The sequence below is a fragment of the Allobosea sp. CS1GBMeth4 genome, assembly GCF_900185715.1.
GTDB lineage: Bacteria > Pseudomonadota > Alphaproteobacteria > Rhizobiales > Beijerinckiaceae > Allobosea.
This window is the reverse complement of sequence record NZ_FYAS01000016.1, coordinates 94,017-107,598: the sequence shown is the minus strand read 5'-3', so window position 1 is coordinate 107,598 and position 13,582 is coordinate 94,017. Positions and strand designations below refer to the sequence as shown.

Sequence of the window (13,582 nt, the reverse complement as noted above, 5' to 3'; positions counted from 1 at the left end):
GCGCGATGACGGCCCAGCAAAAGATCGCCGCGCCCGCCGCCCCGGCGGGCCGGCTCCTGCCGGTCGATCCGCTCGGCTATGATCGGCATGCGATGCATGCCGGCGAGCGGCACTGGCCGCAGACCAACTGCTATGCCGATCTCTGGATCGAGATCCTGCACGCGCTCAGGCTGGAGCCCGCGGCGGCCTTCGGCTTCACGATCACGCAGGATTTCGAGGGCGACCAGTTCACCTTCTTCAAGCCGCCGCTCGAGGATCTCGAGGCGCTCTACGGCCTGAGGGTGACGGAGCTTGCGCTCTATGACGATCTGATCGGCCATATCGAGCAGCAGATCGCGCTCGGCCGGCTGGTGCTGCTCGAACTCGATTCCTTCTACATGCCCGATACGCGCGGCGTCTCCTATCGCGACAGCCATGGCAAGACGACGATCGCGGTGAACCGGATCGACCGCGCCGCGCGCGAGCTCGATTATTTCCACAATGACGGCCTGCACCGGGCCGAAGGCGAGGATTTCGACGGGCTGTTCCGGCTGCTGCCGGGGCAGATGCGTGCGGATACGCTCTTCCCCTATGCCGAGATGGTGCGGCTGCCGCGGCATCGGCCGGAGGACGGTGCCCTGCGTGCGAGCGCGCTGACGCTGCTCGCCCGCCATGTCGCGCGCCGGCCGCAGGACAACCCGGTCGCGGCCTTCCGGGCGGTGGCGACCCAGCAGGCCGAGGCACTGGCCGAGCGGCCCGGCGCGGCCTTCCATCACTATGCCTTCAACACGCTGCGCCAGCTCGGCGCCAATTTCGAGCTGCTCGCCAGCCACCTCTCCTGGCTCGGCCAGTCGGTCGACGGGCTGGAGGCTGCCCGCGACGGTTCGCTGCGCCTTGCCGAGGGCGCCAAGGTGGCGCAGTTCCATCTCGCCCGGGCGATGAAGCAGAAGCGCTTCGAGCGCTTCGACGCGACGCTCGCCGGCTTGGTCGGCGAGCACGACCAGGTCAGCGAAGCGCTCGGGCAGCGCTTCCCCGGCTGAGCCATGGCCCGCATCGTGGCGCGCACCGGCGAACGGGTCCTGCCGCTCGGAGACTGGTCCTGGCTCGCAACCCCGGCCGATGCCGTCGCCAATCCGGCCGATCTCCCCGAGCATGGGGATTGGCGGGAGGCGGCCGTGCCGGGCACGGTCGCCGGGACGCTGCGCAGCCTCGGCCGGCTCGACGACGCCAGCGCCGAGGCGATCGGCCGGCAGGATCATTGGTATCGCACGCGGCTGACCGAGGCTCTGGCCGGACGCTTGCGCTTCGAGGGGCTCGCGACCGTCACGGAGATCTGGGTCGGCGGCGTGAAGCAGGCCGACAGCGCCTCGATGTTCGCTCCGGTCGAGATCGCCGTCGACTGTCCGGCGGGGACAGAGATCGCCCTATGCTTCCGCGCCCTGGCGCCCAAGCTCGCCGCTGCCCCGCGGCGCTCGCGCTGGCGGCCGGCGATGATCCAGCCCAACGGGCTGCGCTGGTACCGCACCAGCGCGCTCGGCTCGATGCCGGGCTGGTGCCCGCCCGGCCTGCCGACCGGGCCGTATCGGCCGGTGCTGCGGATCGAGAGCGAGGCGAACGCGGCGAGGATCGAAACCGTCGATCTGCGCACGTGCTATGATGGGCGGATCGGTACCGTCACGCTCCGGGTCGCGCTGGCGGGCGCTTCCGCCGAACGGAATGCGACAGCCACCATCCGCTGCGGGGACGGCGAGGCTGCTCTGCATGCCGAAGGCGGCGGATACTTAGCCGGCGCATTATCCCTGCCCGGCGTCGCGCCCTGGTTCCCGCACACCCATGGCGAGCCCGCCCTGCACGCGCTCACGCTCCTGCTCGATGGCGAGACGATCGAACTCGGCCGCATCGGCTTCCGCTCGCTCGACGTCGAACACGGTGCCGATGGCGAGGGCTTCGGCCTCGTCGTCAACGGCGTGCCGGTGTTCTGCCGCGGCGCCTGCTGGAGCAATGCCGACGTGACGATGCTGGCCGGCGGCCGCGCCGCCTACGAGCCCTGGCTCAGGCTGGCGCGCGAGGCCGGGATGAACATGGTCCGTCTCCCCGGCGTGATGACCTATGAGGACGACGCCTTCTTCGCGCTCTGCGACGAGTTCGGCATCATGGTCTGGCAGGAGATGATGCTGGCCAATTTCGACTATCCGCAGGGCGACGCCCGCTTCCGCGCGGCGATCGCGGCGGAGGCCGAGGCGCTGCTCGGCAGGACGCAGGGCTCGCCCAGCCTCGCCGTGCTCTGCGGCGGCAGCGAGGTCTTCCAGCAATCGGCCATGCTGGGCGCGCCGCCCGAGGCCTGGTCCGGCCCCGTCTTCGACGAGGTTCTGCCGGAGGCGGTCGCCGCTTGTCGCCCCGACATCGCCTATGTCCCGAACTCGCCCTCCGGCGGTCCGCTGCCCTTCGGCGCCGACAAGGGTGTGACGCATTATTACGGAGTCGGGGCCTATATGCGCGGCCTCGACGATGCCCGCCGCGCCCAGGTCCGCTTCGCGGCCGAGTGCCTCGCCTTCGCCAATGTGCCGGAGGAGGTCTCGCTGCGCGGCGGCAGGCCGCCGGCGATCACGCATCATCCCGAGTGGAAGCGCGCCGTACCGCGCGACGCCGGCGCCTCCTGGGATTTCGAGGATGTGCGCGACCACTATCTCGAACGCCTCTACGGCCTCGAGCCGGCGCGGCTGCGGCGCGAGGACCCGGAGCGCTATTTTTCCCTGTCGCGCGCGACCGTCGCCGAGGTGATGGAGGAGACCTTCGCGGAATGGCGCCGGCCGGGCTCGCCGACCCGCGGCGCGCTGGTCTGGCTGCTGCAGGATCTGCAGGCCGGCGCCGGCTGGGGCGTGATCGCCAGCGACGGCGAACCCAAATCGGCCTGGCACGGGCTCGCCCGCGCCTTCCGGCCGGTCCAGCTGGCGATGACCGACGAAGGCGTCAACGGCCTCGCCCTGCACGTCCTGAACGAGCGTCCGGAGCCCCTGGCGGCGACGGTCGAACTGAGCTGCTGGCGCGCCGGCGAGGTCGCCGTCGTCAAGGCGAAGCGCGAACTCGCGCTCGCTCCCCGCGCGGCGACGACCCTTTCGGCTGCAGAGCTGATCGGTCGCTTCTTCGACATCACCTTCGCCTACCGCTTCGGCCCGCCCGGCCATGAGGTGACCTCGGCCGTGCTGCGCGACGCCGCGAGCGGCGCGGTGCTGGCCGAGGCCTTCCATTTCCCGCTCGGGCGCGGCCATGAACGCCGTCATTGCGGGCTAGACGCGCAGCTGGAGCGCGAGGGGGACGAATGGAGCCTCGTCCTCTCGGCCCGGCGCTTCGCGCAATCGGTCGAGATCGTCGACGAGGGCTGGCGGCCGGAGAGGAACTGGTTCCATCTCGCGCCGGGTGAGCCGCGGCGCATCCGCCTGCGACCGCGGACGGGCGCCGCTGGCGCGCCGGCCGGGGAAGTCCGCGCCGTCAACGCCGTCGACCGGGCGGGTTACGCCGCGGGCGGGTGACGCCGTCCAGCCTGCCGGCTTCGTCCGCCGGCAGCTTGGTCGCTTGACGGCGGGGAGCGGGCCTATAGGCTGACCGCGATCGAGGTTCTCCGGGTCATTCCCGGAGCTAAGAGGGAATTCGGTGGGGCGCCATGCGCCGAAGCCGAAGCTGCCCCCGCAACTGTGAGCGGCGAGCTCTCCGTCCATCGTCCACTGGCGCCGCGCGCCGGGAAGGCCGGGCGGAAGCGGCACCGACCCGCGAGCCAGGAGACCTGCCCCGGTCGTCGAAGACGTCTTTCGGACGGGGTGTTCCGGAGGTGTGTGTCGATGGCGGCGGTGCCTCCATTCGTCCACGCCGCTGCGCAGCTCCCCTCCATCATCTCGGGGAGCGATGAGATCCATGTTCGCGAAGACCGCCGCCCGCACCTGCGCGGGGCGCTTGACGGCCGGCCACGGCCCATCCTATGGGCAATGTAATAACGTTACATTGGAAGCGTCCCTCGTGCCGACCGCGTGCAATCTCGTCCGCCTGCTGCAGCTATCTGGCGCGGCCCTCCTCGGCATTGTCCTCGCAGGCGTAGCCGTCGCCGCGCCGACGCAATATCCGCTGACGCTGGAGAATTGCCGCGAGAGCGTGACCTTCGCCGCGCCGCCCAAGCGCGTCGTCGCGATCGGCCAGACGCAGACCGAGATCCTCTACGCGCTCGGCCTCGGCGATCGCGTGGTCGGGACCGCAGTCTGGTTCTCGCCGGTCGCCAAGCCCTACGAAGCCGTCAACGCCAAGGTGAAGCGCCTCGCCGACAATGATCCGAGCTTCGAGGCGGTGCTGGCCCAGGAGCCCGACCTCGTCACCGCGATGTTCGAATGGCATGTCGGGCCGAACGGCATCGTCGGCAAGCGCGAGCAGTTCGCCAGGGTCAAGGTGCCGACTTACGTCTCGCCGGCCGATTGCGTCGGCAAGGACAATTCCGGCGCGGGCGACGGGATCCGCACCCAGATGTTCACGATGGAGCTGGTCTACCGCAACATCCGCGAGTTCGGGCAGATCTTCGACGTTTCCGACCGGGCCGAAGCCCTTGTCGCCGAACTGAAGGCACGCGAGGACAAGGCGGTCGCGGCCGTCGCCAGCCTCAAGGCCAGGGACGTGCCGGTCGTGGTCTGGTTCTCCAGCCGCGACATCAAGGGCGACGGCTTCATGGCCGGCAAGAACGGCGTGCCGGCCTATATCCTGTCGAAGCTCGGCGCCCGCAACGTCATCACCACCAATGAGGAATGGCCGCTGGTCGGCTGGGAGAGCATCGCTGCCGCGAATCCCGCGGTGATCGTCGCGGTGAAGATGGATCGCCGGCGCTTTCCGGCCGACGACATCGAGAAGAAGCTCGACTTCCTCAGGACCGATCCCGTCGCGAGCAAGCTCGACGCGGTGAAGAACAACCGCATCGTGATCATGGATGTCGGGGCGACGCGGGCCGGGCTGGAGACCGTGGACGGCATCGAGACCCTCGCCAGGGCGATCGCCGGCTTCGGCCTTTCCCCTTGAGCCACGCTGCCCACGGCCCGAACTGGCCGGCGCGGATCGCCGTCGCGCTGGCTTCCGTGCTGGCGCTCGCCCTGTCCGTGGCGCTGGCGGTGACCATCGGCGAGATGCGCATCCCGCTGGACACCGCCCTGCGGGCGCTCGGCAACGGGCTGCTGGGCCTCGATGCGCCGGTGAGCGCGATCCAGCAGGGCGTGATTTTCGATTATCGCCTGAGCCGCGCGCTGATGGCCGGCTTGTGCGGAGGCGCGCTGGCGCTGTCGGGCGCGATCCTGCAGGCGCTGCTGCGCAATCCGCTGGCGGAGCCTTACGTCCTCGGCATCTCGGCCGGGGCTTCGACCGGCGCCGTCGCGGTCCTCATTCTCGGCGTCGGCATCGGCGGCACCGCGCTGACGCTCTCGGCGGGCGCCTTCGTCGGCTCCTGCGCCGCGCTCGCCGTGGTGGCATTGCTGGCGACGGGCGCCGGCGGGGCGAGCGATCGCGTCATCCTCGCCGGCGTCGCCACCTCGCAGCTCTTCAACGCCGCCACCGCGACGATCGTCACGACATTGGCCAGCGCCGAGCAGGCGCGCGGCGTTATGTTCTGGCTGCTCGGCAATTTCGGCGGCGTGCGCTGGCCGGATCTATGGGTTGCGACGCCGGTCGCCCTTGTCGGCTTCGCCGTCTGCATGCTGCACGCCAAGGCGCTCGACGCCTTCGCCTTCGGCATCGACGCCGCCGCTGCGCTCGGGGTCGCGGTCACCCGCGTGAAGGTGGTGCTCTTCGCCACGACCGCGGTGATGACGGCGGCGATGGTCTCGATCATCGGCACGGTCGGCTTCGTCGGGCTGATCATCCCGCATGCGGCGCGCTTCCTCGTCGGCTCCGGCCATGCCCGCCTGCTGCCGGCCTGCCTCGTCGTCGGCGCGATCTTCATGATCCTCGCCGACATCCTGTCGCGCGTGCTGATCCCGCAGCAGATCCTGCCGATCGGCGTGGTGACGGCGCTGTTCGGAGCGCCGGTCTTCGCCCTCATCCTGCATCGCGCGCGGCGGCCCTCATGACGCTCGCGACGCATGAGGTGTGCTGGGGCGCCGCCGGCCGGATCATCGTCGACGGGGTGACGCTGCAGGCGGCTCCCGGTCGGGTGCTCGGCCTGATCGGGCCGAACGGCTCCGGCAAGTCGAGCCTGCTGCGGCTGCTGTGCCGCTTGCGCAACGTCGCGAGCGGGGTCGTCACGCTCGACGGGCGCGACATCGCCGCGCTGGCGCGGCGCGAGCTCGCCCGGCGCCTCGCCTTCGTCGAGCAGCAGGCGGCGACCGAGATCCAGCTCTCCGTCTGCGACGTGGTGCGGCTGGGCCGCACGCCGCATCGCGCCGCGCTGGCATCCTGGACTGCCGCCGACGAGGCGGCCGTGACCGAGGCGCTGGCGCGGGTCGGGCTTTCGGAGCGGCACGACCAGTCCTGGCACACGCTTTCGGGCGGCGAGCGCCAGCGCGTCCACATCGCCCGGGCGCTCGCCCAGGAGCCGAGCGAGCTCATCCTGGACGAACCGACCAATCATCTCGACATCCAGCACCAGCTCTCGATCCTGAGCCTGGTCCGCCGCCTCGGCATCACCTGCATCATGGCGCTGCACGATCTCAACCTGGCGGCCATGTTCTGCGACGAGATCGCGCTGCTGCATGAAGGGCGGCTGCAGATGGCGGGGCCGCCGGACGAGGTCCTGACCGCCGAGGCGATCCAGCGCATTTTCGGCGTCGCGGTCGCGATCCGCACGGGCGCGTCGGGACGGCGGCACATCGAGTATCTCGTCGAGGCGGAGCAAGGTGCAGGCGGCCTCGCGGGCGCCTGACATGGCCGGCATATCGCCCCTGCCGTCGAAGGCCGCGGGATCGCGATCGTTCGGAACGCGGGCGGCGTGGAAAGCCGTTGCCAGATTTTCGCAGCATGCACTAGCAAAGGACATGCGCGCCGACGTCCTTGGTCTCCAGGCCTTCATCAGCATCGCTGAGCGCGGCAGCTTCCGCGCCGCCGCCTCGCATCTCAACCTGTCGCAGACGGCGCTCAGCCACCGCATCCGCAAGCTCGAGGAATCGCTCGGCACGCCGCTGTTCCTGCGGACGACGCGCCAGGTCTCGCTGACTGCGGCGGGTACGACGCTGCTGCCGCGGGCGCGGCGCGTCTTCGAGGATCTTGGCCTCGCCATCGCCGAGGTCAGGGTCGAGCTGCGCGAGGGCGACGAGCAGGTCTCCCTCGGCTGCCTGCCGACGGTGGCGGTGCATTGCATGCCGGCGGTGATCGCCGCCTTCGCCGCGCGCCATCCCGGCGTCGGTGTCCGCATCCACGACAACTCGGCCTCGGAGATCGCCGACAAGGTCCAGTCCGGCGAGGCCGAGTTCGGCGTCACCATCGTCGCCGCCAATCGCTGGGACCTCGAGCTGAAGCCGGTGGTCAAGGAGCCCTTCGTGCTCGTCAGCCATCGCTCAATGCCGCTGGCGCAGGCGGGCTCGCTGACCTGGGCGCAATTGCAGGGCGAGCCGCTGGTGCGGATCAGCGCCGAGACGGGCAACCGCATCCTGATCGACGATGCGCTCGGCGCCCGCCGCGAGAGCCTGACCTGGCGCTACGAGGTCCAGCGCGTCGTCACAGCGGTCGGCCTGGTGCGCTCACGCATCGGCTATGCGGTGGTGCCGCAGCTCGCGCTCGACGTCGTCGATGCCGGCGAACTGGTGGCGGTGCCGCTGCGCTCGCCGGCGGTGACGCGGACGCTCGGGATCATCACGCGCAAATCGGTGCCGCTGCGGCCTGTGACGCGTGACCTGATGACGCTGCTGAGCCAGGCGCTGAAGCGCAGCATCGCGCCCTGGCGAGATGAGCGAAAATAATCAATCGCTGCATTCTTATCATTTGATGGCAGAACGAGTCTGGCCTTTCCTCGGCCTGGGATGAAACGCACGAGGAGAGGCCAGCGATGGCAGGCGCCAATAGGGCAGCGATCGCCTTCATCGGCTTCGGCGAGGTCGGCCAGACCTTTTCGCGCGGGCTTCTCGCCAATGAAGGCGTCGCCGTCCGGGCCTATGATCTGCTCTTCGGCAGCGCGGCCGGCGGCCGCCTGGAAGCCGCCGCGCAAGAACTCGGCGTCGTCCGGGCCTCCTCGGCGCAGGAAGCCTGCTCGGGCGCGACCTTCGTCTTCTCGGCCGTCACAGCCGACCGCGCCGAGGCGGTGGCGCGCGGGGCGGCGGCTTGGCTGAAGCCCGGGCAGGTCTTCGTCGACGTCAACTCGGCGGCGCCCTCGACCAAGCAGCGGGCGGCCGAGGCTGTCGCTGCCAGCGGCGCCGATTATGTCGAGGCGGCAGTGATGGCGCCGGTGCTGAAGCCCGGCCTCAGGGTCGCGATCCTCAGCGGGGGCCCGAAGGCCGAGCCCGTCTCCGAAGCGCTCAACGGGCTCGGCATGAACCTGACGCCGGTCTCGGAGATCTATGGCCGGGCCTCGGCGATGAAGCTCTGCCGCTCGATCGTGATCAAGGGGTTGGAGGCGCTGATGGTCGACTGTGCTGCCGCCTGTGCAGCCTGGGAGGTCGGGGACCCGGTCTTCGCCAGCCTTAACGCGACTTTTCCGTCGATCGATTTCCAGGCGCTCGCCGCCGACATGCGCGAGCGTGTCGCGACGCATGGCGTGCGCCGGGCCGCCGAGATGCGGGAGGCCGCGGAGATGCTGGCGGCGGCCGGTCTCAATCCCGGGCTCGCCGCCGCCGTCGCCGAGGCCCAGCAGCGCGGCGCCCGCCGCAAGGAAGGTGCATGATGAGGCTCGACCGACGCTCCGTGCTGGCCGGGCTCGGGCTCGCCGGCTCCGCCGGGCTGGGGCGCGCGCAGCAGGGCTGGCCGAGCCAGCTGATCCGGATCGTCGTGCCGTTCACGCCGGGCGGCAGTACCGACGTGCTGGCACGGGTGATCGCCAGCAGGCTCGAACAGATCATTCCCGGCAAGGGTTTCGTGATCGAGAATCGGCCCGGCGCCGGCGGCATGACCGCGGCCGGGCAGGTCGCGAAGTCCGAGCCCGACGGTCATACGCTGATGATGGGCCATATCGGGACGCTGGCCTTCGCGCCCTCGCTCTACGCCAATGTGCCTTACGATCCGGTCAGGGATTTCCAGCCGGTGGCGCTCGTCGCGATGCTGCCGAACATATTGGCGATCAATCCGACGCTGCCGGCGAAGACCCTGGCCGAGTTCATCGCCTACGCCAGGGCGAACCCCGGCAAGCTGAATTACTCCTCGGGCGGGCAGGGCAGCGCCGCCCATATCGCCACCGCCTATTTCTGCCATCGCGCTGGGATCGAGGCGACGCATGTGCCCTATCGCGGCACGGCGCCCTCGGTGAACGACATCGTCGCCGGCAACATCCAGTTCACGCTCACCGGCGGGCCGGCCGTGCTGCCCCTGGCCGAGGGCGGCCAGCTTCGGGTGCTCGGCGTCGCCGGGCGCGAGCGCGTCGGCTTCGCTCCCGACCTGCCGACGCTGTCCGAGCGCGGGCTGCCCGATTTCGAGGCGGTGCAATGGTACGGGCTCGTGGCGCCGGCGCGCACGCCCCGGCCGGTGGTCGAGCGGCTCAACCGCGAGATCAACGCGCTGCTCGGCCAGCCCGACTTCGCCGCCGCCCTGGCCAAGGACGGCGCCATCGCCCGCCCGGAGACGCCCGAGGGCTTCGGCAGGCTGATCGGCTCAGAGCTGGCGCTCTGGCGCGACGTCATCGTTCGCGCCGGCATCAAGGCGGCGGAGTGAGGCGATGGGCCAGATCGCCGTGCCTTGCATGCTGATCCGCGGCGGCACCTCGAAAGGCGCCTATTTCCTGCGCGACGACCTGCCCGCGGACACCGCCGCGCGCGATGCCTTCCTGCTGGCGGTGATGGGTTCGCCCGACAGGCGCCAGGTCGACGGCCTCGGCGGGGCGCATCCCTTGACCAGCAAGGTCGCGATCGTCTCGCCCTCGAGCGAGCCCGGCTGCGATATCGACTTCCTGTTCGCGCAGGTCGGCATCGAGACGGCGAGCGTCGACACGACGCCGAATTGCGGCAACATCCTCGCCGGGGTCGGCCCCTTTGCGCTGGCCCGCGGGCTGGTGAGGGCGAATGGCGCGCGCACCACGGTGCGGGTCAGGACGCTGAACACCGGCACGATCGCCGACCTGGCCATGGACACGCCGGACGGGCAGGCGAGCGCCGAGGGGGCTGCGCGCATCGATGGCGTTCCGGGGACTTCCGCGCCGATCGATATCGGCTTCCTCGATGCCGAGGGCTCGGTCTGCGGGGCGCTCTTGCCGAGCGGGAACGTCGTCGACGTGATCGAGGGCGTACCCTGCACGCTGATCGACAACGGCATGCCGGTGATCGTGCTGCGCGCCGCCGATCTCGGGCGCACCGGCTACGAGCCGCGCGACCAGCTCAACGAGGATACGGCGTTGAAGGCCCGGATCGAGGCCATCCGCCTCATGGCCGGGCCGCTGATGAAGCTCGGTGACGTCGCCAGGAAGGTCGTGCCGAAGATCGCGCTGGTGGCGCCGCCGCAGGCCGGCGGAGCGCTCTGCACCCGCAGCTTCATCCCGCATGAATGCCATGCCTCGATCGGCGTCTTCGCGGCGGTGACGGTCGCGACCGCGGCCGTGCTGCCGGGCTCGCCCGCCGCCTCCGTCGCCGCGATGCCGGCGGGCCGCGAGCGCTCGCTCTGCGTCGAGCATCCGACCGGCGAGTTCACGGTGAGGCTGACGGTCGGCGGAACGACGGAGCGGCCGGTGATCGAGCGGGCGGGGCTGCTGCGCACCGCGCGCATCCTGATGGCGGGGCAGGCTTTCGTTCCCGCCGGCGTCACGGCTGGGCGCGCGGCCGTACCGGTAAGCTCGAGATGACGAGGGAGGATCGCGTTTCGATGAGCGCCCAGAAGACAGGCCTGGTGATCACGGCCCATCCCGGCGATTTCGTCTGGCGGGCGGGCGGGGCCATCGCGCTGCACGCCAGGCGCGGCATGCGGGTGAAGATCCTCTGCCTGTCCTATGGCGAGCGCGGCGAGAGCCAGTTCGCCTGGAAGAAGGCCGGGGTGCAGATGGCGGAGGTCAAGGCGCAGCGCCGCGAGGAGGCGGAAGCCGCCGCCGCGCTGCTCGGCGCCGAGATCGAGTTCATGGACGCCGGCGACTATCCGCTCCGGACGAGCCCGGAGATGCTCGACCGCGCCATCGACATCTTCCACGCGCTCAATCCGAGCTTCGTGCTGACCCACGCGCTCGAAGACCCCTACAATGTCGACCATCCCGAGGCGGCGCGCTTCGCCCAGGAGGCGCGCATCATCGCGCAGGCGGCCGGGCACAGGCCCGATCCCAGCCGCGCCTATGCCGCCCCACCCGTCTTCCTGTTCGAGCCGCACCAGCCCGAGCAGTGCAATTTCAAGCCGACCATCATCCTCAACATCGACGAGGTCTGGGAGCAGAAGCGTCGGGCGTTCGAGATCCTCGCGGCGCAGAAGCATCTCTGGGAATACTACACCCGCGTCGCGCTCAATCGCGGCATGCAGGGCGGCCGCAACTCGGGCAAGGCGATGACCTATGGCGAGGCCTATCAGCGGCTCTTCCCGGAAGCGCTGGAGGCGCTGGCATGAACCCGGTCGTGATCTGCACGAGGAAGCGTGCGCCGGCCGCGACGATGGCCGATCTCGCCGCGCTCGGCGTCTCCACCACGCATGAGGCGATGGGGCGGAGCGGGCTGATGAAGCCCTATATGCGGCCGATCTATGCCGGCGCGCAGATCGCCGGCGGGGTGGTGACGGTGCTGGCCCAGCCCGGCGACAACTGGATGATCCATGTCGCGATCGAGCAGGTGCAGCCGGGCGACGTGCTCGTCGTCGCCTGCACCGCCGACAGCACGGACGGCATGTTCGGCGACCTGCTCGCGACCTCGCTCAGGGCGCGCGGTGGCGTCGGCCTCGTCATCGATGCCGGGGTGCGGGACGTGCGCACGCTCACGCAGATCGGCTTCCCGGTCTGGTCGCGGGCGATCTCGGCCAGGGGCACGGTCAAGGCGACGCTCGGCTCGGTCAACGTGCCGGTGGTCTGCGCCGGGGCGCTCGTCCATCCTGGCGACGTGATCGTCGCCGACGATGACGGCGTCGTCGTGGTGCCGCGGCTGGAGGCTGAGGCCGTGGCGGCCGCCGGCCGCAAGCGCGAAGCCAATGAAGACGAAAAGCGTAGACGCCTGGCTGCTGGCGAACTCGGCCTGGACATGTACGCTATGCGCGAAGGCCTCGCCAAGGCAGGCCTCGTCTATCGCGACGGGGAAGACGACTGAGCACAGAAGAACCCGAAAACGGGGATCGGACACAACTCTCGGGAGGAACGACATGACGCATCGCAGGATGGTTCTCACAGGAATTCTCGGCGTTGCGCTGGCCGCCTCGGCCGACGGCGCGGCGCTGGCGCAGGAGGCGGTGAAGATCGGCCTGGTCCTGCCGATGACGGGGCCGTTCGCCTCGACCGGCCGGCAGATCGACGCGGCGGTGAAGCTCTTCCTCGCCAGGGAGGGCGCCGTCCATGGCGGGCGCAAGCTCGAGGTCATCCTCAAGGACGATGCCGGCAATGCCGACGCGACGCGCCGCCTTGCCCAGGAGCTCGTCGTCAACGACAAGGTCTCGGTTCTGGCCGGCTTCGGCCTGACGCCGCTCGCCATGGCGACGGCGCAGATCGCGACGCAGGCGAAGGTGCCGGAAGTCGTCATGGCGGCGGCGACCGCCTCGATCACCGAGGCCTCGCCCTATATCGTGCGCACCTCCTTCACCCTGCCGCAGGCCTCCGAGCCGATGGCGGACTGGGCCTGGGCGAACGGCATCAAGAAGGTCTTCACGGTCGTCACCGATTACGGGCCGGGCATCGACGCCGAGACCTCCTTCGCCGGCAAGTTCAAGGCGGCGGGCGGCTCGGTCGAGAGCGTGCGGGTGCCGCTGCGCAACCCGGATTTCGCGCCCTTCCTGCAGCGCGTCTCGGAGGCCAAGCCGGATGCGCTCTTCGTCTTCGTGCCCTCGGGCGTGGGGGCACAGTTCATGAAGCAGTTCGTCGAACGCGGGCTCGACAAGGCCGGAATCAAGCTGATCGGGCCGGGCGACGTGGTCGACGACGACATCCTCGAAGGCATCGGCGAGGTCGCGCTCGGGGCGATCACGACACATCACTATTCCGCCGCCCATGACAGCCCGGCGAACAAGGCCTTCGTGGCGGACTTCCAGAAGGCCAATCCCGGCATGCGGCCGAACTTCATGGCGGTCGGCGGCTATGACGGCATGCGGCTCGTCGCCGAAGCGCTGAAGGCGACGAAGGGCGACGCCAGCGGCGAGAAGCTGATCGCGGCGATGAAGGGCGCCTCCTGGGAGAGCCCGCGCGGACCGGTCAGGATCGATCCCGAGACACGCGACATCATCCAGAACGTCTATGTCCGCAAGACGCAGAAGGTCGGTTCCGAACTCCACAATGTCGAGTTCGCGACGATCCCGAACGTCAAGGACCCGGTGAAGGCGCGCAAGTGACGACGGGGCAGGGGGC

Annotated in this window: 12 protein-coding genes and 1 riboswitch; all 12 genes read left to right on the top strand. The window is 70.2% G+C overall.

Annotation, left to right across the window (positions count from 1 at the left end; genetic code table 11):
• Positions 1-5: 5 nt before the first annotated feature.
• The 12 genes from CS1GBM4_RS09400 to CS1GBM4_RS09350 all read left to right on the top strand — a co-directional run bounded on the left by CS1GBM4_RS09400 (position 6) and on the right by CS1GBM4_RS09350 (position 13,566).
• A complete protein-coding gene (locus tag CS1GBM4_RS09400; RefSeq protein WP_186418440.1) occupies positions 6-1,019 on the top strand; it encodes a DUF1839 family protein in 1,014 nt (337 codons plus the stop codon).
• A gap of 3 nt (positions 1,020-1,022) precedes the next feature.
• Positions 1,023-3,509 carry a glycoside hydrolase family 2 protein gene (locus CS1GBM4_RS09395; protein WP_186418439.1) on the top strand — a complete coding sequence of 829 codons (2,487 nt, stop codon included), beginning with the start codon at positions 1,023-1,025 and terminating at the stop codon, positions 3,507-3,509.
• Between the two features lie 65 nt (positions 3,510-3,574).
• A riboswitch (cobalamin riboswitch) is annotated at positions 3,575-3,783 on the top strand.
• A 234-nt stretch (positions 3,784-4,017) separates the two neighbouring features.
• Positions 4,018-5,028: an ABC transporter substrate-binding protein gene (locus CS1GBM4_RS24550; RefSeq protein WP_244607158.1), complete on the top strand. Its 1,011-nt coding sequence runs from the start codon at positions 4,018-4,020 to the stop codon at positions 5,026-5,028.
• Positions 5,025-6,068, top strand: a complete 1,044-nt coding sequence (locus CS1GBM4_RS09390) for an iron ABC transporter permease (RefSeq protein WP_244607146.1) — start codon at positions 5,025-5,027, stop codon at positions 6,066-6,068. Before CS1GBM4_RS24550 ends, CS1GBM4_RS09390 begins: the two co-directional genes overlap by 4 nt.
• A complete protein-coding gene (locus tag CS1GBM4_RS09385) occupies positions 6,065-6,859 on the top strand; it encodes an ABC transporter ATP-binding protein (protein ID WP_186418437.1) in 795 nt (264 codons plus the stop codon). Before CS1GBM4_RS09390 ends, CS1GBM4_RS09385 begins: the two co-directional genes overlap by 4 nt.
• A 112-nt stretch (positions 6,860-6,971) precedes the next feature.
• The gene (locus CS1GBM4_RS09380; RefSeq protein ID WP_186418436.1) at positions 6,972-7,892 is read left to right on the top strand and encodes a LysR family transcriptional regulator; all 921 of its coding nucleotides are present in this window, start codon (positions 6,972-6,974) and stop codon (positions 7,890-7,892) included.
• Between the two features lie 86 nt (positions 7,893-7,978).
• Positions 7,979-8,809 carry a DUF1932 domain-containing protein gene (locus CS1GBM4_RS09375; RefSeq protein WP_186418435.1) on the top strand — a complete coding sequence of 277 codons (831 nt, stop codon included), beginning with the start codon at positions 7,979-7,981 and terminating at the stop codon, positions 8,807-8,809.
• Complete coding sequence (locus tag CS1GBM4_RS09370) at positions 8,809-9,789, top strand: tripartite tricarboxylate transporter substrate binding protein (protein WP_186418434.1); 981 nt, start codon at positions 8,809-8,811, stop codon at positions 9,787-9,789. Before CS1GBM4_RS09375 ends, CS1GBM4_RS09370 begins: the two co-directional genes overlap by 1 nt.
• A 4-nt stretch (positions 9,790-9,793) precedes the next feature.
• Positions 9,794-10,909, top strand: a complete 1,116-nt coding sequence (locus tag CS1GBM4_RS09365; protein ID WP_186418433.1) for a 4-oxalomesaconate tautomerase — start codon at positions 9,794-9,796, stop codon at positions 10,907-10,909.
• Positions 10,910-10,929: 20 nt separating this feature from the next.
• Positions 10,930-11,652 carry a PIG-L deacetylase family protein gene (locus tag CS1GBM4_RS09360; RefSeq protein WP_186418432.1) on the top strand — a complete coding sequence of 241 codons (723 nt, stop codon included), beginning with the start codon at positions 10,930-10,932 and terminating at the stop codon, positions 11,650-11,652.
• Positions 11,649-12,338 (top strand): 4-carboxy-4-hydroxy-2-oxoadipate aldolase/oxaloacetate decarboxylase, encoded by a 690-nt coding sequence (locus CS1GBM4_RS09355; RefSeq protein ID WP_186418431.1) that lies wholly within the window; start codon positions 11,649-11,651, stop codon positions 12,336-12,338. Before CS1GBM4_RS09360 ends, CS1GBM4_RS09355 begins: the two co-directional genes overlap by 4 nt.
• A gap of 52 nt (positions 12,339-12,390) precedes the next feature.
• Positions 12,391-13,566 carry an ABC transporter substrate-binding protein gene (locus CS1GBM4_RS09350; RefSeq protein ID WP_186418430.1) on the top strand — a complete coding sequence of 392 codons (1,176 nt, stop codon included), beginning with the start codon at positions 12,391-12,393 and terminating at the stop codon, positions 13,564-13,566.
• Positions 13,567-13,582: the final 16 nt, after the last annotated feature.

Coding starts and splice junctions, on each gene's coding strand:
- CS1GBM4_RS09375 (WP_186418435.1), top strand. CDS start 7,979: ATGGCAGGCGCCAATAGGGCAGCGATCGCCTTCATCGGCTTCGGCGAG.
- CS1GBM4_RS09350 (WP_186418430.1), top strand. CDS start 12,391: ATGACGCATCGCAGGATGGTTCTCACAGGAATTCTCGGCGTTGCGCTG.
- CS1GBM4_RS09355 (WP_186418431.1), top strand. CDS start 11,649: ATGAACCCGGTCGTGATCTGCACGAGGAAGCGTGCGCCGGCCGCGACG.
- CS1GBM4_RS09400 (WP_186418440.1), top strand. CDS start 6: ATGACGGCCCAGCAAAAGATCGCCGCGCCCGCCGCCCCGGCGGGCCGG.
- CS1GBM4_RS09365 (WP_186418433.1), top strand. CDS start 9,794: ATGGGCCAGATCGCCGTGCCTTGCATGCTGATCCGCGGCGGCACCTCG.
- CS1GBM4_RS09360 (WP_186418432.1), top strand. CDS start 10,930: ATGAGCGCCCAGAAGACAGGCCTGGTGATCACGGCCCATCCCGGCGAT.
- CS1GBM4_RS09370 (WP_186418434.1), top strand. CDS start 8,809: ATGAGGCTCGACCGACGCTCCGTGCTGGCCGGGCTCGGGCTCGCCGGC.
- CS1GBM4_RS09385 (WP_186418437.1), top strand. CDS start 6,065: ATGACGCTCGCGACGCATGAGGTGTGCTGGGGCGCCGCCGGCCGGATC.
- CS1GBM4_RS09380 (WP_186418436.1), top strand. CDS start 6,972: ATGCGCGCCGACGTCCTTGGTCTCCAGGCCTTCATCAGCATCGCTGAG.
- CS1GBM4_RS09395 (WP_186418439.1), top strand. CDS start 1,023: ATGGCCCGCATCGTGGCGCGCACCGGCGAACGGGTCCTGCCGCTCGGA.